Genomic DNA, 26,591 nt, shown 5'->3' with positions numbered 1-26,591 from the left:
TAACAAAAAACTGAGCTTATATCAACACCTAGCTATCTTAGTTTTTGTTCTAACTCCGTAGTACAAGAAAAAAGGAGAATTTCAAGTAACCACTATAAAAGAAGGACTTCCCGTAGCCTACGGTTGGTGTATTTCTGTCATACTGCACTAGAAATTGCGCTTTGTAACAAAAAAAATCGATTATGAAGTTATATTACGAAGCTTGCAAAAATATTTAGAAATTGTCTACAAGGCAAACATAGTTCTAACGTAGAACCTATTAGGAGAGACTTGAGGCAAATGTGATGAGCGGAAATAATACTCAAAAATATCGGTTTGTCTGTACCCTGACTTTCGGTGATATCTACGGTCAAATAATTGTTTGGTTGATTACAATTACCCTAAGTTTGGCATCAGCTTTGGCGCTTATGGGTGCCAAGCGGCCCGTGTACGCTTTAGCAACAGCTGGCCTTGTCGTTCTGCTATCGCTACCTTTCTTGTTGTTTGCGTTTGTCACTACCTTGTTAAATCATATTGAAGTCACTCCTGTAGGGCCTGAAACAAAAATGGAACCCATACCAGGTAATGTGTCTCAGCAACAACCTGTACAAGCGACTAGCTGAAGAGTTAGGAGTAGAGACGCAATTAATCGCGTCTGTACAAAAGTTAGGAGTAGAGAAGCGATTAATCGCGTCTGTTATGAATGAAGACCTAACTCTTCATTGTTAACTTTTCACTCCTAATATCAAAATTTGTAATAGCATCCTTGTCTATAGGCAAGGATTTTTTTGTAGAGATGTAACGTACTACCTGATTAATCACCTCTCTACAATAGAACAGCAGGGGTTTGCAATCAGGGGCTAATTATGCTGGAACATGATGTGATTATTGTCGGGGGTGGATTGGCGGGGTGTCGCGCTGCTGTAGAAATTGCCCGCACTGACCCTAATTTAAATATTGCTGTGGTTGCTAAAACCCACCCAATTCGATCGCACTCGGTGGCGGCTCAAGGTGGTATGGCTGCATCGCTAAAAAATGTTGATTCAGAAGATACTTGGCAAGCACATGCTTTTGATACTGTCAAGGGTTCTGATTACTTGGCAGACCAAGATGCTGTGGCAATTCTCACCCAAGAAGCGCCAGATGTGGTAATTGATTTGGAACACATGGGTGTTTTGTTCTCTCGCTTATCTGATGGGCGCATTGCTCAACGGGCTTTTGGCGGACATTCCCATAACCGCACTTGTTACGCGGCTGATAAGACTGGTCACGCGATTTTGCATGAATTGGTTAACAACCTGCGGCGTTATGGGGTGCAAGTTTATGAAGAATGGTATGTGATGCGTCTCATTTTGGAAGAAAATGAGGCGAAGGGTGTGGTAATGTTCCATCTTTTGGATGGACGTATAGAGGTGGTGCGAGCCAAGGCGGTGATGTTTGCCACAGGGGGCTATGGTCGCGTTTATAACACCACCTCTAATGATTACGCTTCTTCAGGTGATGGTTTGGCAATGACTGCGATCGCAGGTTTGCCCCTGGAAGATATGGAATTTGTCCAATTTCATCCCACTGGCTTATATCCGGTAGGGGTACTGATTTCAGAAGCGGTACGGGGTGAAGGGGCGTATCTAATTAACAGTGAAGGCGATCGCTTTATGGCGAACTATGCACCCAGTCGCATGGAACTGGCTCCTCGTGATATTACCTCACGAGCGATCGCTTACGAAATTCGCGCAGGTCGTGGTATTCATCTCAATGGTAGTGCTGGTGGCCCCTTTGTCTATCTCGATCTCCGCCACATGGGCAAAGAAAAAATTATGAGTCGCGTTCCCTTCTGTTGGGAAGAAGCACACCGTTTGGTAGGTGTTGACGCGGTAACTCAACCGATGCCAGTCCGTCCGACAATTCACTATTGTATGGGTGGTATCCCAGTTAATACTGATGGGCAAGTCCGCAGTAGTGGTGATGGTTTAGTTGATGCTTTCTTTGCTGCTGGCGAAACATCTTGTGTTTCCGTACATGGTGCTAATCGCTTGGGGAGTAATTCTCTGCTGGAATGTGTCGTTTATGGCAAGAGAACTGGGGCTGCGATCGCCCAATTTGTGCAAAAACGTAAGTTGCCCTCTGTGGATGAGCAACGCTACGTAACAGAAGCCCAGCAACAAATTCAAGCTTTGTTAGAACAACCAGGAAAGTATCGTATTAACCAAGTCCGTCAAGCCTTCCAGGATTGTATGACTGATTACTGCGGTGTTTTTCGCACTGAGGCATTAATGAGTGAAGGGTTACATAAATTAGAAGAAATACAACAAAAATATCCACAAATTTATTTAGATGACAAAGGTAGTTGCTGGAATACGGAACTTGTGGAAGCTTTAGAATTGCGAAGTTTGATGGTAGTGGGACAGACTATTTTAGCATCAGCGCTGAATCGTCAAGAAAGCCGTGGCGCTCATTTCCGCGAAGATTATTCCGAACGAGATGATGCTAACTTCCTCAAACACACAATGGCTTACTATTCACCAGCCGGAATTGACATTCAATATCGACCGGTGGCGATTACTATGTTTGAGCCAAAAGAGCGGAAATATTAGCCAAAAGTAAATTTATGCGAGAAATCGAGGGGACTACAAAAATTTTGTCCGCCTCGATTAAAAATATGAAATAATTAAGTTATTAATCAGAACTTAGTTGTTTCTGAATCACAGCTATTATCTTTTCTTCCCAAGCCGGATCATTTAATTGTATTGCAGCATCACGATTACGAGATTTTCGTCTATCCATGTAAGCATAAAAGGCTTCCTTATCATCCTTGTGGGCAAGAAAGTAACTCTTTAGCTCTTGGTTGCTCATTGCTGTATAGTTTACCTGATTCATGGTTCTATACTACCATCTGGCTTAATTTCTAGCTCTATTCCTTCATCTTGCCCAGTTAATATAAATATATTGAGCGATCGCTCATCTAATCGCACGATGTGAATTGGCTGAAACATCACATTTGTAAGTTGAGGCTTAGATAAATAGGCTAGGTGAAACCTTAAAGTAATCACCAAGCATTTTGGCTTGTGCTTTGCTAATAGAACGTTTACCATTAACAACCTCAGATACCACACCGCTTGATCCAATAACGCCTACCAAATCAGCTTGACGGGTTCCGCTTGCTTCCATGATGTGTTGAAGTATCTCATGAGGTACAGATAAATCCATCGGGTAGTTCTGTGTTTCATATAGTTCAATCAGCTTCACCAGCAATTTATGTAGAACTCGCTGCTCTGGAGTGCGATTTTTCGCAAAGGTTAGACGCTCTACCACTGTCAACACACGTTCATATTCTTCTTCCGTCTCAATTACCTTGGGAGCAACTTCAGCTACTAGATTGCGATAAGCAGTTTCGTCAAAAGTAAAAGTCATTTTTCCATTTGCCTTTATTGTATTCAGTATGTGTAAGAAAGTATTTGTAGTAAACTACCTGGTCTTCATAATCAATACCGACAATTAGGCGATAGTCATTACCCTTTATATTGAAAACAGTGAAGTTTCCAACTGCTTCAGCATCCTTGTAAATCTTACGAACGTCCTCTAAGTTCTGCCATTCCGTTTTCTTCACAGTTGCATACCAGTTGTTAATCTGTTTCTTGACATCGGGATACTGAGCGGTATCAGCGCGAAGGGTGCGAATTGCAATTAAATGCATCTGTTTCTAGCTTTTTTGCCATATATTTTCAATGCAAAATCAATTACTCTTATAATCTCTCAAAATGAGAGCAAAAAATCAAGAGTACTTATTTGGATTGCGGGTTAGTTCAGGCTAATCCAGCATTGAAAAAGGTGGTGACAATGATGGCTCACTGGTGTGAGATCCTAGAAACAGTCAATGGAGGCTGAACACAATGGAACAACATCACAAGCCAACGGTTGTAATTACAGGTGCTTCTTCAGGGGTCGGTTTGTACGCTGCCAAGGCTCTTGTTGAAAGGGGATGGTATGTAGTGATGGCCTGTAGGGATATAGCGAAGGCTCAACTTGCAGCCCAATCTTTGGGAATCCCCCACCAGGGCAGTTACACCATCATGCATATCGATCTCGGCTCTTTGGATAGCGTTCGACAATTTGTGAAGAACTTCCGAGCAAGCGGTCACTCCCTAGATGCTTTGGTGTGCAACGCCGCAATTTATATGCCCTTAATAAAGGAGCCTTTACGCAGTCCAGAAGGTTACGAGTTAACTGTCACCACAAATCACCTCGGACATTTCCTTTTGTGTAACCTAATGCTTGAGGATCTCAAGAAGTCATCTTTAGAGCCAAGGCTCGTAATTTTGGGAACTGTCACCCACAATCCAGACGAACTGGGTGGGAAGATTCCGCCGCGTCCCGACTTGGGCGATTTTCAAGGCTTTGCAGAAGGATTTAAAGAGCCAATCTCGATGATTGATGGCAAGAAGTTTGAACCCGTCAAAGCTTACAAAGATAGCAAAGTTTGCAACGTGCTAACCATGAGAGAACTGCATCGGCGCTATCATGATTCAACTGGTATCGCCTTCAGCTCTCTCTATCCTGGATGTGTTGCAGAAACGCCGCTATTTAGAAACCACTATCCTCTATTTCAGAAAATCTTCCCATTATTCCAAAAGTACATCACTGGAGGATATGTGTCTCAAGAGTTGGCAGGAGAACGGGTTGCTGCGGTAGTTGCCGATCCTGAGTACAATCAATCTGGTGCTTATTGGAGTTGGGGAAATCGTCAGAAGAAAGATGGCAAATCCTTTGTTCAAAAAGTCTCTCCTCAAGCCCGCGATGATGAAAAAGGCGATCGCATGTGGGAACTAAGCGCCAAATTGGTTGGACTAGCATGATCGAACAGGATGCAATAATTTGATTTTTACTTGATAATGACCTCTAAAGGTGAGGTGAGTGATGGCAAGAATAAAACGTAGCGTTGGAGATGGTTTTGGTTTACCGTTCCACTCAATGCTGATAAATCAATAAAACATCGCAAAATTTACATACTAGAACGCGAGACTACATCTCTGAGAAAATTAATACCTCCCAATTCTTAGAATCCGTAAGGTGCGTTACATTCTGTTAACGCACCGATGTTAATCGTAAAGATATGCGAGAAATTATCTAACCATTTCTAATGGAAACTGCCATGTCTTCCCTAAAGGCGCATTCCCAAACGCTATATGACACGGATTACTTGCAATGGATACAAACGACTGTGAAAAAATTGCAAAGTCACGACTATGCGAACGTGGACTGGGAAAATCTCATCGAAGAAATTGCCGACATGGGAAGGAGTGAGCGTCGGAGCCTCAAGAGTAATCTGATTGTAATTCTGGTGCATTTGCTCAAATGGCAATTTCAGCGTGAAAAGAGAAGCGGTAGCTGGGAAGGAAGCATCATTGAACATCGTAGACGTGTCAAAGAAGCTCTAGATGATTCGCCTAGCCTCAAATCCTATCTTGAGAGCATCTTTATAGAGTGTTATGCACAAGCAGTTAAGCAAGCAAAAGCTGAAACTGGTTTGTCAATAGAATCCTTTCCTGTGGTGTGTCCATATCAGCTACCAGAAGTCACAAATGATGAGTTCTTACCTCAGTAAGTGCTGAATCAGGCTTATGTGCGCTTCGTTCTCTGTACAGTTATACCTCTGGATTTCCTACTCTTGACTTCTACCTGTAAAAAATGTATAGTTGATCTGCATAGAAGGGGAGTAGCTAGCTGGCAAAAAACATAAAAGCCAGTACATCTGAATCAACATACTGGCGATGAGCCTGGTTCAGGTGGCGAATAATAAATATTTGAAAGCGAGACCTTCACTAAGTTCACACCGAAAAGTGTAAACTTGGTGAGGTCTTTTGGTTCTCATCAAGCTTCACATCGGTCAACGATTTTTCAGGAGCTTGAGAGAGTGTTAACAGCTTTTACCGCAGGTTTATTATTAATTACAGTTTCCGAATTAGGCGATAAAACATTTTTTATTGCTGTTATTTTGGCAATGCACCACTCGCGGCGGCTTGTATTTATAGGCGTGACAGCCGCTTTAGCGGCGATGACAATCCTTTCGGTGCTATTTGGACAAGCGGTATCTTTGTTGCCAAAAAGTTATATTCATTACGCCGAAATAGCTTTGTTTATTGCTTTTGGTCTCAAGCTGTTATATGACGCTAGTAAGATGTCCTCGGCTGCTTGTGATACAGAAGTTGTAGAAGAAGCCGAAGCTGCGGTGAAAAAAGCAGATTTGGAGTTACCAAAGCAAAAGACTTCCTTGGCAATTATCATAGAAGCCTTTGTGTTGACATTTATGGCAGAGTGGGGCGATCGCACCCAAATTGCCACCATTGCCCTAGCCGCAGGTAATAATCCCATTGGAGTGACAATAGGGGCAATTTTAGGACATGCCATTTGTGCTGCGATCGCAGTTATTGGCGGCAAAATGATTGCCGGACGAATTTCTGAGCGTCAACTCACCTTAATTGGCGGATGCCTGTTTCTAGTTTTTGGTGTCGTTGCTGCCATTGAGGGAGCGTGAGGGGATTGAAGTAGGGAGGCATAGAGCAGGGGAGAAATCAATTCAAAATTCAAAATTCAAAATGAAAGAACTTCTGCCCCATGCCCCATGCCCCTATTTCGGAGTACTTTTCAATGGAGGGGCGGGAGATGCAGCAGGATTAGGGAGGGGGGAAACCGTTGCTGCATTCTTAATTTCGTCTTTGTACTGAGCAGGTGCTAAAGCTGCGGCGTTATCAAATAAAAGTTTTGCATCTGCGTCTTTGCCCTGTTGCTTTAAGAGCATCGCTTTGGCCACAACAGGACGAAAATCCTTAGGATCTTTCTTAATTGCTTGGTCATATACAGAGCTAGCTTGAGCGTAGCGTTTTTGGGAAGCATGAACAGAACCTAACAACACCTGCACGGCTACTGTATCTACACTTCCAGGCTGAATTTTATTCGCCTGAGCTGCGTTAGAGAGGGTTTCTTGCAGCAAACCAATGGCTGCTTCCGGGCGTTGCTGACTGATTAACAAAGCCACCATTCCTTGCAAAGCTTTCAAATCGCCTGGTTTCGTCTCCAAAATCGAGCGATAAGCTTGAGCTGCTCCTTCGCGATCACCAATTTGTTGTTTGGCTTGAGCCAGTAGCACTGAATATTCTGATTGTTCGGGATTCAGCTTGGCTAGCTTTTCTAAAGGTTCAATGACAACTTGGATATCAGCTGGTTTAACCTCACTTTTTTCTTTTTGACTCAGTAATTGTAGCCGCGCTTGTAATAAGCCTTTAAGCGCAGTCTGATTTTCTGGTTCTCTTTGCAAAACCAGTTCATAACCCCGTACTTCGTCTTCCAGTTTTGATTTTTGTTCAGCAGAGGTCAAAGTGCCTCTAGTGCTAGCAGTATTCTGGTTTGAGGGTGGCGTATTATTAAATGCTCCAATTATGGGAATCACCGAAACACCCACAAAAGCAAGAATTGCCAGCGCCAAGACGATTTGAACTATCCAACGATTGCGCGGTTGAGACACAGTTTTGTCTTTCTCCTAAATTTTAATGACATTATCATTTACACAAATCGTAAAGTTAAAAATTTCCAAAACTTTGCGGAATACCGTCAATTGCCTGTGAATTTTATAACAATTAACTATTTACACTGCTAAAGTAAGTGATGACTTTAGGAGGAGCCATCAGAATTGTAGCTATGATATGCTTCCGAAACTAGTGTAAAGGCGCTAAATTACACGTTTAGTGTTTACACACTCAATTTAGCGTCTTTAGTATTGTTATAGAGTACCCTAGTGTGACTTTGTTAAAAGCAAATATACTTTCATCAGTCGCACAAATGCTCTTTCCAGCTGCCTTTGTAAAATCCCACAATGGGATGTGTCTCCGCCGCAAGGAGTTTTTATGAATTCCGACCTGATGCCGTTGCCTGAATCCTCCAATTCTTCTGCCTCTAACCAGGGCCCAACTAACATAGAGGCAGCCGCTAATGTTCATATAGCAGCCAAGTCCTCTAAGCCTGAAAATTCGCCTGTTAACCCCATTGAGACTGACTCAAATGGGAACTTAATCAATCGACAGCAACCGATTCCGCCTCCTAGTGAGCCGATGCAATATCGAGCGATCGGATTGGTCAGGGGTCGCTATCATGCTAGCAGCGAACAATTTACTCAAGGTACGCTGCTAACCACAGATGGTGTAGAACTCAATGCCGTCCTCCTAGGCCGGATTATGAGCTTAGTCAAGAATCATCTAGACTTAGAAAAAGAACACTTGTGGGTAGTATATCCACGTACAAGACAAGAGAATGATACCTTGCACATCCAAATCGTCGGAGTTTGGGAGCCAGAAAATCTGGCAAAAAACTCAACAGATGAAGACGAGTCAGACTTGGAGTTGCAAGAGTTACAGACACCCGATGATGGCTTATCCGAAAACTCTGAACTAAGTACAATTCCCTCATCAGAAGTTGCAGATGGTGGTTTTTCTGTTCGTGGTGAGGTAGTATACCAATCTTTTGATGCTAAGAGCTTGGTAGTCAAAATTAGACAAGCTGCACGCAAACCAACTGAGAAACCCAAGTATTTTAAATTGAAATTAAGGGGTGTGCTGACCACCAAAGCAGTAGGAAAGTTCTGGGACTTCCAAGCCAAGCGAGAAGCTGACGTTTTAATAGTAGAAAAAGCTGAGGCGATCGCTGACTTGCCCAAAAAACGCAAACCACCATTCAAAGGTGGCCCTCGTGCTGGCGGTGGCGGTGGTGCTGGTGGTAGAAAACCATTCCCCCCCAGACGCAGTGGCGAAACCCCACGTCCTATCAAGAAAACAGGTGTAGGCGGCGACACCTCTGTGGTGTCAAAACCTATACCAAAAATGCCCGTTCCTAAGCCCATCAAGCGACCGAAACCGACTCAAGAGTAAGGGAATAGGGCATGGGAAAGAGGACTTGGGGACAAGGAGAATTGGGGACAAGGGGAAAGACTTGTTGGAAGCTCTAAACTTTTGTCCCCTTGTCCCCTTGTCCCCTGTGCTCCCCTGCCTCCCCTGCTCACCCTACTCCCCAGTCCCCAATATCAAAAATCCGTCCGTCGGTCTTGGGGTAGAAAAGATCGCTCCATCGGAATTGGAGAAACTGGTTCTGTCAGGGTAAACGTACCTGCTTCGATCCACTTTTTCAACTCCAGAGCGACTTGCCTAGAAAAAAACAAACTCGCTAAGGGGGCAGAGCGTACAGCTTTGCCCTCAATAGTGATCCGCCCAGATTTGAGTTGGGCGTAACTCACTAAACCAAAGGTGGGACGGACACGCCGGGGAATGGAAAAATCCACTATTGGTGCTACTAAGTCTTGATCTTGGACGGCGCAGTGTTCAACTACTTGTTCATTTAATACAGGTAGTGGTACACCAACACCTAACATCAATGAGGGGCCATAACTTTTGAAGTAACATCCCCGTACCCAATGAGCATCCATTTGCTTGGCATCACCAATTAAAGCTAAAGTGGCGGAAGGCCCAATCGGTGTACGATTAGCTAAACGCTTTTGTAAGGGGAAATGCTGAGTGCCTTCCCAAGCAACATAGCCAATACCACCACCTAAAAAAATTCGAGTACCTATACCAACGAGTTGTAAATCGGGATCGTTGAGTAAGGGGGAAATAGCACCGGGGTTAGAGTAAACGGCATTTCCCAGACGTGGTTGTAAAGGGCCGAGATAGGTGAAGAGGGAGCGATCGCCACCATTTACCCCAACAATAAAATTTTGATAAAGATTGCGCGGATTGAATAAATAAAACTGATTAATCGTTTCATTAGTAATTGTAGTTTCAAAATTTGCTCTGGGATAACAATCTGTTACTTGTCCTTGTGCTTTTACATGTATAGGTTTACCAGCGATCAAATCCTCGATTACATGACCGCCGCCCCGTTCTCTAACTTCTTCCCCGTCCGTCGTCTCCACAGCAGAACTCGCACCCAAATATAAATCAACTGCACCAAAACCAGAGTATGCTGGCACACCATCTAACCAGCACCGGCGAATTTTTATCGGCGGGTCAGTGTGTCCAAGATTGATAATTGCACCACTTGATTCCATCGGCTCAAATGTGCCAGTGGTAATTACATCAACTTCTTTAGCTGCTTTAATAACACCGATTTCTACAACTCGTGCTTTTAATTCTTCAGTTGTCAACACTACCGCACGTTGGCGGCTGATTTTCTCATTAATTTCTGCAATTGTTCGCATTTTATCAGTGCTAGCGCTTCATGCTGTCTTCCTTTTTGAAGGATATCTTGATAAATCACAAACTCTTGCATAATTTATTCTCAAAATATTTGTCACCAATCTCTGCGCGATAGCTTACCCCGGATAGGGTTAAAATTCCCAAAAAAGTAATTCAAGTACTGCAAAGTCCAAATCATATATTTTTTGGAGACTGCACGCTACCTGTGTCCGAAATATTTTTTATGCCTGAACTGATACCGTTGATGAAATATTGCTTAACTCAGTTTCTGTAAATGCACTCGTAAGGGTTTTCTCGCCAGATGCTCATTGATTTGGCACGATTTTTGCACAAGAGTATTGTGACCTCTCCATAGCTCACAAAATATCACTAGAGACTTATGCAAAAACAGCGAAAACCGAGTAATAAGAGTTTGCGATCGCTTGATTACTTGAATGTATTTCTCGCAGATGTGCGCGATGGTGTTGGGCCATATCTGAGTATTTATCTGAAAGCCTCAGCAAATTGGAACCCGGCTCAAATTGGATTGGCGATGTCAGCTTCGGCAATTGCCACAGTTATTGCTCAAACACCAGCTGGTGCATTGGTTGACAGGCTACGTCAAAAACGGATGTTGATTGTACTGGCGGCTGTGTTTGTTTCTATCGGCTCTATTGCTATGGGCTTGTTCCCCAACTTGCCTGTTGTCATTGGCTCTCAGATTATGATTGGGATTGCTGCTGCAATTTTCCCACCTGCGATTGCTGCTATTACTCTGGGACTCGTAGGACATGAGAGATTAGATAGGCGAGTAGGTCGTAATGAAACATTTAACCATACAGGAAATCTGCTAGCTGCTACTCTCGCTGGTTTAGTAGGTTACTTTATTGCCCGCAAGGCAATATTTTTCTTGGTTGCAGCTATGGCTGTGGGCAGTATTATTTCAGTGAGGATGATTCGTGAAAGAGAGATTGACCACGAATTAGCGCGTGGAGATAGAGAAGAGGGTGAGGAGGAAGCTAAAGAAGAACATCAACAGCATCATGAAGGCATATTGCAATTATTGAGCGATCGCCGAATCTTATTCTTTAGTATTGCAGTAGTTTTGTTTCACTTTGCCAATGCTGCTATGTTACCGCTAGTTGGTCAAGAATTGGCACAGGGTAAAGGGACAAGTGACACAGTTTATATGTCTGCTTGTATCATTGTGGCTCAATTAGTGATGATTCCAGTATCTAACTTGGCTGGGCGTTTCGCACATACAGCCCGAAAACCTATATTTTTGCTGGGCTTTGCCGTCTTACCGATTCGAGGAGTGCTGTATACGTTTTCGGGCAATCCCTATTTTCTCGTTTCTGTGCAAATTCTGGATGGTATTGCAGGGGGGATTTTTGGTGTGCTTTCCGTGTTAATGGTAGCTGATTTGACTAAAGGCACGGGACGCTTTAATGTTACCCAAGGAATGCTCAACACTGCTATTGGCATTGGTGCGGGTTTGAGCAACGTGCTAGCTGGATTTGTGGTTAAAAGTGCTGGTTACAATGTTGGTTTTTTGATTTTAGCAGCGATCGCAGTTGTGGCTTTAGCAGTTTTTTGGTTCTGTGTACCTGAAACAAAAACAGGAGTTAATAGAAAAGCATCACCTCAAACCGCTTAGGGCAGTCATTAATTATTAGTCATTAGTCATTAGTCATTAGTCACTTGTACTGAGCGTAGTCGAAGTATTAGTCCTTAGTCATTAGTCCAAAATAAACCCGTTCACTCCTTAACATGGTTTGAATTAGTCTCATAAAAGACAAATTTTTTCCACCCACAAGAGGCGAGGTATGCACTAAAATCCAATGACAAATGACCAATGACAAATGACCAATGACTACTTAATCAAAAGCATCTAGCAAAATCATGATTGTTTTCAGATACATCATCATTGGACTGACTTATATCGGTTTGGGTTTAGGATATCTCCCTGGTTTGCGGATGAACCGAGCCAGTATTGCTTTAGTTGGTGCATCTTTGCTGATGGCATTCGGGGTATTAGACCTCAAAGAAGCATGGCAAGCGATAGACTATAAAACGCTGATTTTCCTGTTTGGCATGATGGTAATCAGCACAAACTTAGCTTACGCTGGTTTTTTTCAACTAACCCTTGATACAGTTACACACTTCACCCGCAGCCCTCTAGGTTTGCTAATTGTTTTAACTTTTGGCAGTGGAATTCTCTCCGCTTTTTTTCTGAATGATACCATCGCTCTAATTTTGACTCCTTTGGTTCTCGGTTTAACCCAAACTTTGAACCTTAATCCGATTCCTTACTTACTTGCCTTAGCGGGAGCAACTAATTTGGGTTCAGTAGCTACCTTAAGTGGTAATCCGCAAAATATTTTGATTGGTTCCTTCTCTGGTATCAGCTATCTCGATTTTGCGAAAGCATTGACTCCCATCGCATTAGTAAGTTTGTTAATCCAAATTGGGTTATTGTGGTGGCTTTATCCTGATGTTCGTTCTACTAAATCTTGTTTGAGTGTAACCCCCGTGCGTTACCGCATATTTAAACCGTTGCTTACTAAAAGCCTATTGATAACAGGAGGACTATTAATTGCATTTTTAATTGGGATACCTCCAGCCCAAGCAACACTTGTAGCTGCTGCTTTACTGTTTATTACTAGGCGAATCAAACCGCAACGAGTTTTAAATAAAGTAGATTGGGATTTACTGGTGATGTTTTCTGGACTATTTGTTGTGACTGCTGGAGTGGAAAAATTAGGAATATTGAATTTGTTTGGCGGTTTAGTTTATACTCCCCTGAATATATTAGGAATTACTGCTCTCCTGTCAAATTTAGTTTCTAATGTTCCAGCAGTATTATTACTACAACATTTAATTCCCCATCCAGACACAAGAACCTGGTTATTATTAGCAGCAGGATCTACTTTAGCTGGTAATTTAACTTTGTTAGGTTCAGTTGCTAATTTAATTGTTGCTGAGGCTGTTGCAAAACTTGGTTATCAGTTGTCATTCTGGGAACATCTACGTTTTGGTCTACCGTTAACTATCGTGACTCTTATCTTGGCTTATTTTTGGATTTAGTTATTTTTCATTTGTCATTGGTCATTGGTCATTGGTCATTTGTCATTTGTCATTTGTCAACAATCAAACTTAAAATTTCAGGCTCAAGGGTGCAACGTTCAGAGGATGTCTGAAAACTTTTTGGTGTTGTATTTGAGACTTGTAGATCCCCCTAAATCCCCCTTAAAAAGGGGGACTTTGATTCCGGTTCCCCCCTTAAAAAGGCAGGGCTGTTTCATTCCATTTCAAACAGGATTTGTCAAGATGGTTAGCGAGAAAATTGTAAGTAAGGGCGACGATGAGATGAACTTTTAAGCACTTAAATATCAGTAAAATAGTTCATTTTCTCGGCACGCTGGTAACAAAATAACTAATTTTTCTTTGCTAGAACCCTTGATTTTTAAAGCTCTTTGGGAATGAAACAGCCCTGCCTTAAAAAGGGGGGCTAGGGGGGATCAAGCGAAATATTTAATACTTCTCAGACATCCTCTCAGGTTCAAAGGTGCAACGTTCACCTTCAAAGGCGCAACTTCCAGGCTCAAAGGCTCAATGTTCAGGTTCAAAGGTGCAACGTTCACCTTCAAAGACGCAACTTCGAGGCTCAAAGGTGCAACTTTCACCTTCAAAGGCGCAACGTTCAGGCTCAAAGGCTCAATGTTCACCTTCAAAGGCGCAACTTTCAGGTTCAAAGCCGCAACGTTCAGGTTCAAAGGTGCAACTTCGAGGCTCAAAGCCGCAACGTTCAGGTTCAAAGGCGTAACGTTCACCTTCAAAGGCTCAACTTTGATAATTCAAGAGACTTCCTTGCTTTTTGGATCTTGCTTCCCATCTTTTTATCAGTCAACTTACGCTGATGTGATGACTTTATTCCGGCAATTTTACGGTATTTTGTGACTGTTCTGCGAGTAATTGGCAGAGAAAATTGGATTTTCAAAAGCTGGGCTAATTGCTCATCAGTATGAGGATTGGCGGGTGATTCTTCTGCAATTAACTGTAATAGCATCTGTTGGATTTGTTGAGGAGTACGTCCGCCTACTCCTACAGGAACACATAGTGAATGCAACGGAATTATCCGACTGGGTTGATTGCAAACTAATATATACCGTCCCCGCACAATCCGACTGACTGTAGAGTTACTAAGTCCCACCGATTGAGCTACTAATTGCTGAGGGGTAGATACTAAGTCTAATTTATCCCGACTCTGCAAAAAAACTTGCTGACGCTCAACTAAAAATGTCCCAACTTTGAGCAGATTTTCCTGCCATTGTTGCAAAGCTGTAAGTAAATTTCTAGCTTTTTGTAATAATGCTTCCAGTTGTTGGGTATCTCGCCTTGCTTTTGGTGATTCCTGCAAAAGCTTAATGGCTTCGGAATTCAGACAAAAACGTTGTTTGACTTCATAAGCTAAAGAAATTTGCCAACTTTCAGCGATTAGCTCAACTTTTAAATCGGGGGTGACGATGGGAGCATCGCTACCACCGAAGTTTCTGGCGGGACGGGGTTCTAATTCTTGAATCTTTTGAATAGCATCGTTGATTTTATTGATGTCAACATCAAGATTTTGGTGATTTCGACACAATTTTTGTAATAGCGCTTGAAAATTTTGCTTTGACTCTGAAGAATTACCAACACAATTTGCTATGTCTTCTAAATAATTTTGAACTAGTAGAAAAGTTAGACTTTCAGGGTGGTCTTTAAGTTGTATTAACAGACATTCTTGCAGGGTTCGTGTACCAATTCCAGGTGGATCTAAACTTTGCAGTAGAGGCACAACAGCTTGTAATTCTTTTGCACTCCAGATACTATCATCTGCCCACACTTCTGGAGTTTCTTCTAAGTAACCTGAATTTGATAACCACTGAGTTAGATAGATTAAGGCTTCACGTTGTTTGTATGGTATTGACAAAGCTGATATTTGTCCAATAAGATGCTCGCTTAAACTTAATTCCTGGGCGATGGGACTATACCAATTAGGTAGAATATCATCTAAAAGTGCTTCGTTGGTATGGAAATCAGAATTTTCTATTATAAATGGATTGTGTTTACATTCTTCTCTAAGATGGTCGAATATTCGTTTACCATCCCACGGTAAGAAGCGAACTAAATACTGTAGAGTTGGGTAAATAACAGTTTGAGTTTCTAGGTGGGTTTCTAATGTAGATGCTGAGTTTAAAGAATTCATTAGTTAGGAATTAAGAGTTAAGAGTTAGGAGTTTTATCTCGTTCCCATGCAGAGCATGGGAATGCTTATCTATAGGCTCTGCCTATAGTCCAAGGAGGCGCTTGGCAGAGTCAAGGAACGAGAAAACGAGAAGTTGAAAGTTTTGCTATAAATTCCATTGTTTCTTTTTTTGCTCAAAGTTTTCAACAGAAATTCCTAATGCTTTGTGGGGTTCTTGGGGATAAAGTGCTAAAGCATGGCGGATAAAGTTTATTTCTAACTGAGCGATCGCTTGTTCTAAGTTCAAATTCATCTGATATTTTTGATTAAAAATGAGATGTTCTGAAAGAATGGTTCTTCCTCCAGAAAAAACTGCTGCTCTCTCTAAAGTATTTTGCAGTTCTCGCACATTCCCCGGCCAAGCGTAATCTCTGAGTTTTTCTAGGGCGGTTGAGGTAATTGCTAAATTTTTAATTCCATTTCTGAGAGCAATAGAACTTAAAAAATGTTGGGTAAGTTGTTCTAAATCTTCGGGGCGATCGCGCAAAGGTGGTAGTTCAATTCGTACTACATTGAAGCGATAATAAAGGTCTTCTCGAAACTGATTCAGGCGTACCAATTGTTCTAAATTCCGATTGGTGGCAGCTAAAATGCGAACATCTACAGTTTTGGTTTGGTTACTACCCAAGCGCTCGAAGGATTTATCTTGTAATACTCGCAACAATTTTCCTTGAATTATCTGGCTCAACTCTCCGACTTCATCCAGAAAAATTGTGCCGCCATTGGCTTGTTCAAAGCGACCAATTCGCAAGTGATTCGCTCCAGTGAAGGCTCCTTTTTCGTGACCAAATAATTCTGCTTCTAATAAATGTTCTGGGAGGGCTGCACAGTTAACTTTTACTAAAGGGCCACGACTGCGAGGGCTAGCATTATGCAGTGTGGAAGCAACTAACTCTTTGCCCGTACCTGATTCGCCGACAATCAAAACTGTGGTGTTTCCTTGGGCAAGTCTACCAATGAGTTTAAAAACTTCTGCCATTTTAGGCGATCGCCCCAACAATTCTTCTGGCTGTCCGAGATTTTGGATATTTGCTTCACCAATTTGCTCGGCGGATGCTTGGGAATGAGCTAAAGCTTTTTGCGCCAAGTTGACTAAATCTTCTAAATCGAAGGGTTTAGTTAAATAATCATAAGCTCCCAATTGCATCGCTTCAATGGCTGTACGACTTGTTCCATAAGCTGTCATCACAATTACTGGCAATTCAAACAACGTTTTGCTACCTAAAGCCTTCAGAACAGCATTACCCTGAGTTTTGGGCATTTTTAAATCTAGAAACACCAAGTCAGGACGAGATGTAGCATCTTGTTGAATCATCTTCAGTCCTTGCTCTCCGTCTCCCGCCTCTATTACGTCGTGGCCTTCATCTTTTAAAATCTGCGCCATCGCCTGACGCAAAGCTTTTTCATCATCAATAATCAAAATCTTAGCCATCGTTGTGATTCTTCGGTAAGTAAACGCTAAAAACGGTGCAACCCGGTTGAGATTTCAAATCAATATGCCCTCCGTGTCGGGTGACAATCTCGTGGCTAATTGCTAAACCTAAACCTGTTCCTTGGGGTTTTGTGGAATAAAAAGGATCGAAAATGCGATCGCGTTCTTCTGGTGCTAAACCTGCGCCAGTGTCTTTTACCCAAGTCACTAAGTAATCTTGCTCTTGGCTGATACCAACTTCAACTTCGCTTTCTGGTGGACTTGCTTGGATGGCATTTAAGATTAAGTTAATCATCACCTGTCCTAACTCTCGGTGGCGTAGTGGTACTTGGGGCAAAGGTTCAGCAGCAGAGCGATAAAAAAGGGTTACTCCCTGTTCTTCGGCTTTGAGACGTAATAGAGAAACTGATTCAAAAGCGATCGCTTCTAGGGAAGTTGTTACCATTTCTTCTTGCTGATTTTGGTCAAAATACAATAGCCGTCGCACCAACATCTCTAAACGGTCTACTTGTTCTAGTAAACTAGCGATCGGTAAAGTCGTAATTCCCTGCTTTTTTAATTGCCGTTCTGTATATTGCAAATTGAGGCGCATACTAGCTAAGGGATTACGGACTTCATGAGCTACCCCCGCCACCAATTGTCCCAGAGAAGCCAAGCGCTCAACTCGGTGCAAGCGTTGCTCTAACTCTTGGCGATGGTATTGCATACTATTAATTGCAGTTCCCAACAGTCCCATTTCTGCGGGTAGCGGCGGAATTAGCGAAGCTTTATCCTCTTCCATTGCTTTAATACTTTGCTGGAGTCGCTGCACTCCCCACTGTAGTTGTAAGGCAATATAAAAAGTCCAAACTCCTACGACTAAAATTCCTAAAACTACAAAAACACTTAAAACTTTTTGATTGCTATCTTCTAGATGAGGCATACGTTTCATCGTCCACACTGCTCCCCACAGAGGTAGAGGATCAGCACGCAGTACCAAGAGATCAAGACCGGGGTGCAATACTAATTCCTGGGGTAAACCTTGGCTTGTGGCTCTGCGAGTCAATTGCAAAATTGTGTCTCGTTCAGCAGGAGGAATATCTTTTTTGGGGACAGGGCCCCCGTGGGTAGGATAGGCATAGCCTAAAAGCTGGTCTTGTTGAAGCAGATAAAATCCCCCTTCTACCCTTGGAAAAGAAGTTAGGGCATCGTTTGAAAGTTCCGCCAACAGTTTGCTTGACTGCTCACTTGGCTTTGGTGCTTGCCCAAGGTTTGATTCCCAAAACAGCTTAATTAGTCTGGTGTTAGCAAAAGCTAATTCTCTCTGATTTCTGGTAACAACAGCACCTTCCAGACTTTCAAATAGTTGTACCACTAACCACAAAGCAGCTCCACTTAAACCTAAAAAAAGGATGCTGAGGATTGTTAGCTGTCGCCGGAGTGTCCAACGTTGAGATAACACAATAGGTTTCATGGAATAAGGGTTAGAACTTCTAAAAGTGCAAAAACTATGCCAAATTCCAGTTGCTCATCCAAGAAGGGAATAGGGAATAGGGAACAGAGAATAGGGAACAGGGAACAGTTTTTTCTATTTCCTGTACCTGGAGGGAGTAAAAGATCCCTACAACTATCAAGAAACAAGGTTATGCGTTGGTTTTAAATCCCCATACATTACATTCTGTTCCCTGTTCCCTCTTTAATTTTCATCCTGCCTTACTAGCTAACGAGTGTCTTGTATCTATGGCACGAGTTTTGCACTTCTAAAAGTTCTAGTTAGCAATTAAATTGAATTAAAGCAGATGAATAACTCTAAAGTTCGCATTCCAAAAGAAATTGCTGCCGATGTTTTCGCTCAAGCAGCTCAGTTGTATGCTCAAGAAAATCAGGATTATTCTTTAGAAGAAATTATGCAGGCTGGAGCAGAAGTACAAATTCCTCCAGAAATGATTCAACAAGCAATACAGCAGATTCAAGCCAAGCAAATCCGAGAGCGCGATCGCCAACGCAAGTTAAAGTTAATTTTAACTAGTGGCGGCATCGGAGCCGCGATCGCACTTTTCGGTTTTTGGACGTACAATACTGTTGCTAGTAATGCTACACCAAGCGGGCGATCGCTAGAAGCTAATCTCCCAAGTGCCAATTTAGCCAATGCTAATCCTCTAGATATTCCCCCAGCACCCCCACCAGAATTACCCCCCACAGCCGGAACCACTTTCAATGGAGAGGTAAAACAGTATCTTCTCAACCCTGAAGGTAAGGTGGATGGGCTATTACTCAATAATGGGCTACAGGTGAAATTTCCTCCCCAGATGGCGGACAGTTTAGTGGGGATAATTACCCCAAACACGAAAGTGAGCATTTTTGGCGATCCTGGCTTTTCCACTCGCTTCGGACAGGAAGTGAGAGCCAAAAGCATCACCAATTCTCAAACTGGACAGACTTTAGTCGAACAACCTCCCACAATAGCCCCCCAACCCCCCAACTTAAACAACTACAGTACTTTATCTGCGGAGGGAACTGCTCAGAATTGGTTGGTGGGACATCGAGGAGAAATTAACGGCGTTATTATTTCTAATGGCACTATTGTCAAGTTCCCGCCCCATGTAGGCGAACAGCTAACCAGTATGGCGAACATAGGAAACACAATTCACGCCAAAGGATTCGGCACTCGCAATCGTTACGGCCAGATTTTAGAAGCTACAGCATTGTCAGTTAATGGGCAATCTGTATCTTTGCAACCAAAAGCTATCATCGATCCGTAATACCATTAACAAAAATCTTTGCAACAGATGAATCTACTGTCGGGGCGTTTAGCTTGACAAAGTAGTAGTTTTACTTTTGGATATTCAGATGGCTAGCAAAAAATGAGGGTATCGCTAACTTGTTAAGTTGCTAATACCCTCACGTAGATAAACTAAGTTTTTGCAGTAGCGTACAAGTCTAAGTTAATGCCTGAGCAACTACTGCCGAAAGTGACTCGTTTGCTGCTTGCTTCAACAATTCAGCTTTATCGGTCTGTTCCCAAGGCAACTCTAAATCAGCCCGCCCAAAATGACCGTAAGCCGCGACGTCCTGATAAAAACGTCCGCCTCTTTCACTTGGTAGGTTACGTAAGTTGAAGGCATGAATTATCCCCGCCGGACGGAGTTCAAAGTGCTGGTTGATTAATTCCAGTAAGGTTTCTTCATCCACTTTACCGGTGCCAAAGGTATCCACCAGAATGCTTGTTGGTCGCGCTACGCCAATAGCATAAGACAACTGAATTTCAACTTTTTCTGCTAACCCAGCAGCGACAATATTTTTCGCCACATAACGAGCAGCATAAGCAGCAGAGCGGTCTACCTTGGTGGGGTCTTTGCCAGAAAAAGCGCCGCCACCATGCCGTGAATAACCACCGTAGGTGTCAATAATTATTTTCCGTCCTGTCAGACCAGAGTCTCCCTGAGGGCCACCAACGACAAATTTGCCAGTGGGGTTAACTAAAAAACGTGTTTCCTGGTTAGGCTTAATTTCAATGTCACCAAAAACAGGTTCGACCACTGCTGACCAGAGGTCTTGTTTTATTTTGGCTTGTACCGCCGCCTCATCCGTGATTTCCCCAATACTGGCTGTATGTTGGGTAGAAATTAGAATAGTATCAATACCTACTGGGCGTCCATCTTCGTAGACCACAGTTACTTGGGTTTTACCGTCAGGACACAGGTATGACAATTCACCTGTTTTACGGACTGCTGCCAATCGGCGAGCAATGCGGTGAGCAAGACTGATGGGTAAGGGCATCAGTTCTGGTGTTTCGTTACTGGCGAAACCGAACATTATACCTTGATCGCCCGCACCAATTTTGTCAAATTGTTCATCACTATCTTGTTCGCGGGTTTCTTGAGCGGTGTTAACGCCTTGGGCAATATCTGGTGATTGTTCGTCTAAAGCCAGCAGAACGCTGGTGCTGTTAGCAGAAAACCCATTATTGGCATTGGTATAGCCAATTTCGGCAATTTTCTGACGGGCGAGATTGACGAAATTCACATTGGCTTTGGTGGTTATTTCACCAGTGATTAGCACTAAACCAGTATTAACTACTACTTCAGCAGCAACACGGCTGCTGGGGTCTTGTGTCAGTAGAGCATCCAGAATGGTATCAGAAATCTGATCGCAGATTTTATCTGGATGACCTTCGGTGACTGACTCCGAGGTAAATAGATATCGACGGGACAAAGGAAATTCCTCCTGACTTGAGTTTTTGGCTGAACTAAATGTAGTATTTAGTTCAACTACCTAATTTAACGTGAGTTAGATGAACCCTAACTTTAACTAAAGTTCAAGCCTGCCCCTCTCTGAGTCAGAGAGACATGGTTTTGGGTAGTAAACCTTTTAAAGGTTGTTTGATTCGGCTCGTTAGGTGAAAACCATATAAGCAGTCGAACTCACATTAATTTATGAAATCATAACAATATTTATACTTCAGTAGTTAGTATCTTATTAATATCGATAAAAACCACTAGCTATCAGGTAAGTATCTGTAAAGAAGATCAATTTATACTAATTATTTTGTAGTTAAAAGTATTTAATAACACAAAAAAAGGGGACACTCAGAAGCGCCCCCACAAACTTTGACACAAACACTGCTACTTTTAAACTTGAACTGCTAACTTTGCTTCGGTAGTTGTCAATCGCTCATAGGCAGCACGCATTTTCAAACCTGTAAGCACTTGGAAGAAACCAGTACCATTATTAGAACCTGGATACTCGCGGTGCTGGAGTAACAAGTGAGTCAATTCACCCTGATATTTAGTGGATGTATTGCTGAGATGGGTTTCGATATAAATTACTTCTTCTAAGTTGTCAAATTGACCATCGACCTCTAGCACTGAGACATAGCGGCCGTAGTAAACATCTGAACCGTAGTACAGTTGCATACCAGGATAGGAACAGGTCAGCTTGCGTCCACAAGGAGTCCAATTAATTGTTGACCCTTCATCAAATAGGTAGGTTGGATCAAAGCCTTCCTTACCTTCGCGCTGGAGCATACGTACTCGCAAGACTCTGCGCTCCGTGTCGTTTTTGATCAAGTTCGTGGGTAATACTTGCAGAACCACATCAGCAAATTCTCTTTGTGGTTCAATAAACTTATCAAAGTCAGGTTTGCGGGAATTGATTTGCGCTAAGACATCTTCGTAGCGATGGCCACGTTCAGCCATATCTCGCTGGATTTTCCAGGCAATTTTGACTTCATCGCTAATGTCAAAATAAACACTGAAGTCGATTAGCGATCGCACCCGCTCATCATATAAAGGATGCAGCCCTTCAACAACTATAATGTGATTCGGCTCTATCCGCTCTGGCGGATCAATCAAGCCAGTTTCGTGGTTATAAATCGGCTTATCAATCGCTTGACCACTTTTGAGCGCTTTAATTTGCTCATACATCAGGTCAAAATTGTTTGCTCTGGGGTCTAGTGCCGTTATCCCAGTTTCTTTACGTTGTTTGCGATCAAGAGAATGATAGTCATCCAAGCAAATGACTGTCATTAAATCTTCACCAAACAAATCTATCAAACGACGCAAAAACGTAGATTTTCCGCACCCAGAGTCTCCGGCTACTCCAATCAGTACCACGCGTTCCGGCTTATTTGTCATAAATCTCCTCTAAAATACTAAAATTGTCTCAATATTTTTTCACACAGCAGATTCTGAAGCCAGGAGTTTACCCCTTTGGTTTATCCTGCGTTCTTGCTACCTAGCACATCTATAAGACACCAAGCAAGCAAGCAACAAAAGTAATTAAGTTGCTACTCGTCGGACTAGCCTGAATTTTGGTGCCGGTAAGTATTTAATCCTAGTGGTATATTTGATTTTAACAGAAGGGGGTATCCCATACAAGATTGCTCTCAATAAGAATTAGGGTAGTTCATCAATCATTTTTTTGTTGATTTAGTTGTTAATTTAAAAATGGGGATCAGCATTGCCCATCAGCGTTGCGCCTTTACCAGTCCGCTACTTATGACTATAAACAAGACTTAATGGTATAATTGATTATTGCTGCTAATTTTTTGATATTCCTAAATTGTAATTCCTGCTCGACAATACTTAATATATTCAAAGCAAAAATCTATCCAACGAATGAGCAAAGAACTCAGATTAGTCAAATTTGTGACTGTAAATTTATAAATATGCTCAGATAGAAGCGTTGACGTTATGGCCAAGTACTGATAGGGTTGAAAGATTTTTCACATCAAGTGAAACTGATTACAGTTGCTAAAATCACGATTCTCTATATCGTTATATTTGTAGCTTAAGTTGTCATAGTGATGTCATTGTCCATAGACAGGTCATGAATATAGCTAACAACATTCCCAGATAGTAGATTTAAAGAAGTAAAACCAATTGCAAGAAAACCTTCTGGAATTGGCATTTCTGATTTAAACTCTTGGAGTAGGCAAGCGCAACCACAATTTTTGGAAGTCAACTGAGCAGTATGCTCGTTGGATAATCAGGTAAAAAACTATCTCCCTAATGGGGGTGGTAGTTAACGAAAAAAAGATTAAATTGACTCATTATTAACATTCTCCACAAGACTTATCCTTTACCTTAGAAGGTGAACAGGTGTGTTTTTTGCTATGCCTGCATGTCTTTGGTGAGTGTACTTAGCTAGGCATCAATTTAATGATGCCGTTTTTCCATCATGGCTAGTTTTGTGAAACGAAAATCCGGTAAACTAAAGCTGGCAAGGTAGGGGAATAGTTTTTTTTTGAAAAACGGTTAAGTAAATTATCGGAGTGGTAGAACGAATGTACAATCAAGGTGCTGTTGAGGGTGCTGCCAACACAGAATTAGGTAGCCGTATCTTCCTTTATGAAGTGGTGGGTTTGCGTCAGAGCGAAGAAACTGATCAAACTAACTACCCAATTCGGAAAAGTGGCAGTGTGTTCATCAGAGTGCCTTACAACCGCATGAATCAAGAAATGCGACGTATCACTCGTCTAGGCGGCACAATTGTTAGCATCCAGCCTGTAACTGTTTTAGAACCAGTTAATGGTAAAGCCTCATTTGGGAATGATACAAGCGTTGTCAGTGAGTTAGCTACATCTGGGCAAACTGCTAACAGTGAAGGGAATGGTAAAGCCACACCTGTGAATGCTCATAGTGCTGAAGAGAACAAGGACAAGAAAGGCAACACCATGACTCAAGCGAAAGCCAAAAAAGACCACGGTGACGTTCCTGTTAACACTTACCGTCCCAATGCTCCGTTTATTGGTAAGGTAATATCTAATGAACCGCTAGTCAAAGAAGGCGGTATTGGTATTGTTCAACACCTTAAATTTGACCTATCTGGCAGTGATTTAAAGTATATAGAAGGTCAAAGTATTGGGATTATTCCGCCCGGATTAGACAAGAACGGCAAGCCGGAAAAACTCAGACTATATTCCATCGCCTCGACTCGTCATGGCGATGATGTGGATGACAAGACAGTATCACTATGTGTCCGCCAATTGGAGTACAAGCATCCAGAAACTAGCGAAACAGTCTACGGTGTTTGCTCTACACACCTGTGTTTCCTCAAGCCAGGGGAAGAGGTAAAAATTACCGGGCCTGTGGGTAAGGAAATGTTGTTACCCAATGACCCTGATGCTAATGTCATCATGATGGCAACCGGAACAGGTATTGCGCCAATGCGTGCTTATCTGTGGCGTCAGTTTAAAGATGCAGAAAAAGCAGCTAACCCAGAATACCAATTTAAAGGATTTTCTTGGTTAATATTTGGCGTACCAACAACTCCAAACCTCTTATATAAGGAAGAACTGGAAGAAATCCAACAAAAATATCCTGATAACTTCCGTCTCACTGCTGCTATCAGCCGCGAACAGAAAAATCCCCAAGGCGGTAGAATGTATATTCAAGATCGCGTAGCAGAACATGCTGATGAATTGTGGCAGTTGATTAAAAATGAAAAAACTCACACCTACATCTGCGGTTTGCGCGGTATGGAAGAAGGTATTGATGCAGCCTTAACTGCTGCTGCTGCTAAGGAAGGCGTAACCTGGAGTGATTACCAGAAGCAACTCAAAAAAGCTGGTCGCTGGCACGTAGAAACTTACTAAATTTAGTCATTAGTCGTTAGCGAAGGACAAAGGACAAATGACATAGACGCGCTAGCGGTGAAGCAGCGCGGTCTTGGGGGTTTCCCCCATGAGCGACTGCTGAACCCGAAGGGCTTCCCGCAGGGTAGGACAAATGACTAAGGAAGCAGGATAATCAGTAGGTAGGGCAAACGCTCTACCTACAATTGTTATTAGTGAAATTGGGTGCAAAATGGGTGTGAAACTAGGAATACTGGGATTAGGCACCGTGGGAACGGGAACAGTGCAGTTGTTGCAAGATAGCGCTGGGCGTCACCCATTGTTGCAAGAGATAGAAATCTATCGGGTGGGAGTACGATCGCTCGATAAACCCCGTGCAGTAGAATTGTCTACGGAAGTCTTAACTACAGATTTAGAATCAATTGTCAACGATCCGGCGGTAGATATAGTTGTCGAGGTGATGGGTGGACTGGAACCGGCGCGATCGCTCATCCTCAAAGCTTTAAGTAATGGGAAGCATGTAGTCACTGCCAATAAAGCAGCGATCGCCCGCTTTGGGGCAGAAATTTTCACAACGGCTAATGAAGCTGGCGTATACGTCATGCTAGAAGCTGCTGTGGGTGGTGGTATTCCGGTGATTCAACCCCTAAAGCAGTCTTTAAGTGTTAACCGTATTCATACTGTAACTGGCATCGTTAACGGTACAACTAACTACATCCTGACACGGATGCAAACAGAAGGCAGCAACTTCAATGATGTCTTAGCTGATGCCCAGCGCTTGGGTTATGCTGAGGCTGACCCCACAGCCGATGTCGATGGCTTAGACGCAGCAGATAAAATTGCTATTCTGGCATCATTAGGCTTTGGTGGACGCATCAACCTACAAGATGTTTATACCGAGGGGATTCGGCAAGTTAGCAAGACAGATATTGCCTATGCCGAGAAATTGGGATTTGTGATTAAATTGTTAGCGATCGCTAAACGTGATACTCCCTCATCTCCTCTTTCTGTGAGAGTTCACCCTACTTTAGTGCCTCAAGCCCACCCTTTGGCTAGCATCAACGGCGTTTACAATGCCATTCTTGTCGAAGGAGAACCCATCGGACAAGTAATGTTTTTTGGCCCCGGTGCTGGTGCTGGTGCAACCGCCAGTGCTGTGACATCAGATATTTTGAATTTAGTTGCTGTCCTCAAAACTAATACAGCAGTTGCAAATCCCTTATTAGCTTGTAGACATCAGGAATACTGTCAAATTGCGCCGATGGCAGAATTGATAACTCGGTTTTACGCCCGTTTCCTTACCAATGACCAACCTGGAGTTATCGGTAAATTGGGTACTTGCTTTGGTAACTATGGCGTTAGCTTAGAGTCAATTGTCCAAACTGGCTTTCAAGGGGAACTTGCAGAGATTGTGGTTGTTACACATGATGTGCCAGAAGGTAATTTTAGGCAAGCTTTGGCAGAAATTCGGGATTTGTCAGCGATCGAAAGTATTCCCAGCTTACTGCGTGTACTTTAAGATTAGTCGGGAGTGAGGCTCGTCTAGTCGCTTTGCTCCAATTTCTAATTACTCTAAAGGAGTATAATCTCCATCTGATACAAACCAAGCTGCGAGTAAAACTT

General features: G+C 42.7%; 23 protein-coding genes. 11 read left to right on the top strand and 12 right to left on the bottom strand.

What is annotated here, in order from left to right; translation table 11 throughout:
- Positions 1-284 precede the first annotated feature (284 nt).
- Together RMY00_RS03115 and RMY00_RS03110 are read left to right on the top strand one after the other, a co-directional pair.
- Positions 285-602 (top strand): hypothetical protein, encoded by a 318-nt coding sequence (locus RMY00_RS03115; RefSeq protein ID WP_109011795.1) that lies wholly within the window; start codon positions 285-287, stop codon positions 600-602.
- A gap of 243 nt (positions 603-845) precedes the next feature.
- Positions 846-2,573 carry a succinate dehydrogenase/fumarate reductase flavoprotein subunit gene (locus tag RMY00_RS03110; protein ID WP_322646175.1) on the top strand — a complete coding sequence of 576 codons (1,728 nt, stop codon included), beginning with the start codon at positions 846-848 and terminating at the stop codon, positions 2,571-2,573.
- Between the two features lie 82 nt (positions 2,574-2,655).
- Here RMY00_RS03110 and RMY00_RS03105 read toward each other — a convergent pair whose 3' ends face one another.
- From RMY00_RS03105 to RMY00_RS03095, 4 genes are read right to left on the bottom strand one after another with little or no spacing between them, the layout of a single operon-like run.
- Positions 2,656-2,856: a DUF6887 family protein gene (locus RMY00_RS03105; protein ID WP_322646174.1), complete on the bottom strand. Its 201-nt coding sequence runs from the start codon at positions 2,854-2,856 to the stop codon at positions 2,656-2,658.
- Positions 2,853-3,071 (bottom strand): DUF6888 family protein, encoded by a 219-nt coding sequence (locus tag RMY00_RS36050; protein WP_416212027.1) that lies wholly within the window; start codon positions 3,069-3,071, stop codon positions 2,853-2,855. Before RMY00_RS36050 ends, RMY00_RS03105 begins: the two co-directional genes overlap by 4 nt.
- Entirely contained in the window at positions 2,992-3,390 is a 399-nt protein-coding gene (locus RMY00_RS03100) for a transcriptional regulator (RefSeq protein ID WP_322646173.1), read from the bottom strand. The genes RMY00_RS36050 and RMY00_RS03100 overlap by 80 nt, the downstream gene beginning before the upstream one ends.
- On the bottom strand, positions 3,374-3,673 hold the full coding sequence (locus tag RMY00_RS03095) for a type II toxin-antitoxin system HigB family toxin (RefSeq protein WP_322646172.1): 300 nt from the start codon (positions 3,671-3,673) through the stop codon (positions 3,374-3,376). The genes RMY00_RS03100 and RMY00_RS03095 overlap by 17 nt, the downstream gene beginning before the upstream one ends.
- Before the next feature lie 196 nt (positions 3,674-3,869).
- Here RMY00_RS03095 and RMY00_RS03090 point away from each other — a divergent pair, with 196 nt between their 5' ends.
- The 3 genes from RMY00_RS03090 to RMY00_RS03080 all read left to right on the top strand — a co-directional run bounded on the left by RMY00_RS03090 (position 3,870) and on the right by RMY00_RS03080 (position 6,511).
- A complete protein-coding gene (locus RMY00_RS03090) occupies positions 3,870-4,832 on the top strand; it encodes a protochlorophyllide reductase (RefSeq protein WP_322646171.1) in 963 nt (320 codons plus the stop codon).
- Between the two features lie 284 nt (positions 4,833-5,116).
- The gene (locus tag RMY00_RS03085; protein ID WP_322646170.1) at positions 5,117-5,581 is read left to right on the top strand and encodes a DUF29 domain-containing protein; all 465 of its coding nucleotides are present in this window, start codon (positions 5,117-5,119) and stop codon (positions 5,579-5,581) included.
- Positions 5,582-5,890: 309 nt separating this feature from the next.
- Positions 5,891-6,511 carry a TMEM165/GDT1 family protein gene (locus RMY00_RS03080; RefSeq protein WP_322646169.1) on the top strand — a complete coding sequence of 207 codons (621 nt, stop codon included), beginning with the start codon at positions 5,891-5,893 and terminating at the stop codon, positions 6,509-6,511.
- Between the two features lie 93 nt (positions 6,512-6,604).
- Here RMY00_RS03080 and RMY00_RS03075 read toward each other — a convergent pair whose 3' ends face one another.
- Positions 6,605-7,498, bottom strand: coding sequence for a tetratricopeptide repeat protein (locus tag RMY00_RS03075; protein ID WP_322646168.1), 894 nt, complete (start codon positions 7,496-7,498; stop codon positions 6,605-6,607).
- 379 nt (positions 7,499-7,877) lie between these two features.
- Between RMY00_RS03075 and RMY00_RS03070 the strand changes: the two genes are divergently transcribed.
- Entirely contained in the window at positions 7,878-8,894 is a 1,017-nt protein-coding gene (locus RMY00_RS03070; RefSeq protein ID WP_322646167.1) for a hypothetical protein, read from the top strand.
- A gap of 152 nt (positions 8,895-9,046) precedes the next feature.
- Here the strand turns inward: RMY00_RS03070 and RMY00_RS03065 are convergent, their stop codons facing one another.
- Positions 9,047-10,216: a homocysteine biosynthesis protein gene (locus RMY00_RS03065; protein ID WP_322646166.1), complete on the bottom strand. Its 1,170-nt coding sequence runs from the start codon at positions 10,214-10,216 to the stop codon at positions 9,047-9,049.
- 377 nt (positions 10,217-10,593) lie between these two features.
- Here RMY00_RS03065 and RMY00_RS03060 point away from each other — a divergent pair, with 377 nt between their 5' ends.
- Both RMY00_RS03060 and RMY00_RS03055 read left to right on the top strand, forming a co-directional pair.
- Positions 10,594-11,850, top strand: a complete 1,257-nt coding sequence (locus RMY00_RS03060) for an MFS transporter (RefSeq protein ID WP_322646165.1) — start codon at positions 10,594-10,596, stop codon at positions 11,848-11,850.
- A 245-nt stretch (positions 11,851-12,095) separates the two neighbouring features.
- Positions 12,096-13,280, top strand: coding sequence for an anion transporter (locus RMY00_RS03055; protein WP_322646164.1), 1,185 nt, complete (start codon positions 12,096-12,098; stop codon positions 13,278-13,280).
- Positions 13,281-13,714: 434 nt separating this feature from the next.
- On the opposite strand, the gene RMY00_RS03050 is transcribed toward RMY00_RS03055, so the two are convergent.
- The 4 genes from RMY00_RS03050 to RMY00_RS03035 all read right to left on the bottom strand — a co-directional run bounded on the left by RMY00_RS03050 (position 13,715) and on the right by RMY00_RS03035 (position 18,365).
- Positions 13,715-14,011: a hypothetical protein gene (locus RMY00_RS03050; protein WP_322646163.1), complete on the bottom strand. Its 297-nt coding sequence runs from the start codon at positions 14,009-14,011 to the stop codon at positions 13,715-13,717.
- 17 nt (positions 14,012-14,028) lie between these two features.
- A complete protein-coding gene (locus RMY00_RS03045; protein ID WP_322646162.1) occupies positions 14,029-15,441 on the bottom strand; it encodes an RNA polymerase subunit sigma-54 in 1,413 nt (470 codons plus the stop codon).
- A gap of 145 nt (positions 15,442-15,586) precedes the next feature.
- Complete coding sequence (locus RMY00_RS03040; RefSeq protein ID WP_322646161.1) at positions 15,587-16,912, bottom strand: sigma-54 dependent transcriptional regulator; 1,326 nt, start codon at positions 16,910-16,912, stop codon at positions 15,587-15,589.
- Positions 16,905-18,365 (bottom strand): ATP-binding protein, encoded by a 1,461-nt coding sequence (locus RMY00_RS03035; RefSeq protein ID WP_322646160.1) that lies wholly within the window; start codon positions 18,363-18,365, stop codon positions 16,905-16,907. The genes RMY00_RS03040 and RMY00_RS03035 overlap by 8 nt, the downstream gene beginning before the upstream one ends.
- A gap of 325 nt (positions 18,366-18,690) precedes the next feature.
- Between RMY00_RS03035 and RMY00_RS03030 the strand changes: the two genes are divergently transcribed.
- Positions 18,691-19,653: a hypothetical protein gene (locus tag RMY00_RS03030; protein WP_322646159.1), complete on the top strand. Its 963-nt coding sequence runs from the start codon at positions 18,691-18,693 to the stop codon at positions 19,651-19,653.
- A gap of 178 nt (positions 19,654-19,831) precedes the next feature.
- On the opposite strand, the gene metK is transcribed toward RMY00_RS03030, so the two are convergent.
- Entirely contained in the window at positions 19,832-21,106 is a 1,275-nt protein-coding gene (metK, locus tag RMY00_RS03025) for a methionine adenosyltransferase (RefSeq protein WP_322646158.1), read from the bottom strand.
- A 416-nt stretch (positions 21,107-21,522) separates the two neighbouring features.
- Positions 21,523-22,527: a phosphoribulokinase gene (locus RMY00_RS03020; protein ID WP_322646157.1), complete on the bottom strand. Its 1,005-nt coding sequence runs from the start codon at positions 22,525-22,527 to the stop codon at positions 21,523-21,525.
- Positions 22,528-23,678: 1,151 nt separating this feature from the next.
- Between RMY00_RS03020 and petH the strand changes: the two genes are divergently transcribed.
- Together petH and RMY00_RS03010 are read left to right on the top strand one after the other, a co-directional pair.
- Positions 23,679-24,989: a ferredoxin--NADP reductase gene (gene petH / locus RMY00_RS03015; protein WP_322646156.1), complete on the top strand. Its 1,311-nt coding sequence runs from the start codon at positions 23,679-23,681 to the stop codon at positions 24,987-24,989.
- A 211-nt stretch (positions 24,990-25,200) separates the two neighbouring features.
- Entirely contained in the window at positions 25,201-26,487 is a 1,287-nt protein-coding gene (locus RMY00_RS03010; RefSeq protein WP_322646155.1) for a homoserine dehydrogenase, read from the top strand.
- The last annotated feature ends 104 nt before the right edge of the window (positions 26,488-26,591 follow it).

It is taken from the genome of Nostoc sp. ChiVER01, assembly GCF_034531155.1.
Taxonomy (GTDB): domain Bacteria; phylum Cyanobacteriota; class Cyanobacteriia; order Cyanobacteriales; family Nostocaceae; genus Nostoc.
The sequence above is the reverse complement of the archived record's forward strand: the minus strand, read 5'-3'. Positions and strand labels throughout refer to the sequence as shown.

Coding starts and splice junctions, on each gene's coding strand:
- RMY00_RS03035 (WP_322646160.1), bottom strand. CDS start 18,365: ATGAAACCTATTGTGTTATCTCAACGTTGGACACTCCGGCGACAGCTA.
- RMY00_RS03095 (WP_322646172.1), bottom strand. CDS start 3,673: ATGCATTTAATTGCAATTCGCACCCTTCGCGCTGATACCGCTCAGTAT.
- RMY00_RS36050 (WP_416212027.1), bottom strand. CDS start 3,071: ATGGTAAACGTTCTATTAGCAAAGCACAAGCCAAAATGCTTGGTGATT.
- RMY00_RS03065 (WP_322646166.1), bottom strand. CDS start 10,216: ATGCGAACAATTGCAGAAATTAATGAGAAAATCAGCCGCCAACGTGCG.
- RMY00_RS03030 (WP_322646159.1), top strand. CDS start 18,691: ATGAATAACTCTAAAGTTCGCATTCCAAAAGAAATTGCTGCCGATGTT.
- RMY00_RS03090 (WP_322646171.1), top strand. CDS start 3,870: ATGGAACAACATCACAAGCCAACGGTTGTAATTACAGGTGCTTCTTCA.
- RMY00_RS03060 (WP_322646165.1), top strand. CDS start 10,594: ATGCAAAAACAGCGAAAACCGAGTAATAAGAGTTTGCGATCGCTTGAT.
- RMY00_RS03070 (WP_322646167.1), top strand. CDS start 7,878: ATGAATTCCGACCTGATGCCGTTGCCTGAATCCTCCAATTCTTCTGCC.
- RMY00_RS03045 (WP_322646162.1), bottom strand. CDS start 15,441: ATGAATTCTTTAAACTCAGCATCTACATTAGAAACCCACCTAGAAACT.
- petH (WP_322646156.1), top strand. CDS start 23,679: ATGTACAATCAAGGTGCTGTTGAGGGTGCTGCCAACACAGAATTAGGT.
- RMY00_RS03100 (WP_322646173.1), bottom strand. CDS start 3,390: ATGACTTTTACTTTTGACGAAACTGCTTATCGCAATCTAGTAGCTGAA.
- RMY00_RS03110 (WP_322646175.1), top strand. CDS start 846: ATGCTGGAACATGATGTGATTATTGTCGGGGGTGGATTGGCGGGGTGT.
- RMY00_RS03010 (WP_322646155.1), top strand. CDS start 25,201: ATGGGTGTGAAACTAGGAATACTGGGATTAGGCACCGTGGGAACGGGA.
- RMY00_RS03040 (WP_322646161.1), bottom strand. CDS start 16,912: ATGGCTAAGATTTTGATTATTGATGATGAAAAAGCTTTGCGTCAGGCG.
- RMY00_RS03105 (WP_322646174.1), bottom strand. CDS start 2,856: ATGAATCAGGTAAACTATACAGCAATGAGCAACCAAGAGCTAAAGAGT.
- RMY00_RS03085 (WP_322646170.1), top strand. CDS start 5,117: ATGGAAACTGCCATGTCTTCCCTAAAGGCGCATTCCCAAACGCTATAT.
- RMY00_RS03115 (WP_109011795.1), top strand. CDS start 285: ATGAGCGGAAATAATACTCAAAAATATCGGTTTGTCTGTACCCTGACT.
- RMY00_RS03020 (WP_322646157.1), bottom strand. CDS start 22,527: ATGACAAATAAGCCGGAACGCGTGGTACTGATTGGAGTAGCCGGAGAC.
- RMY00_RS03055 (WP_322646164.1), top strand. CDS start 12,096: ATGATTGTTTTCAGATACATCATCATTGGACTGACTTATATCGGTTTG.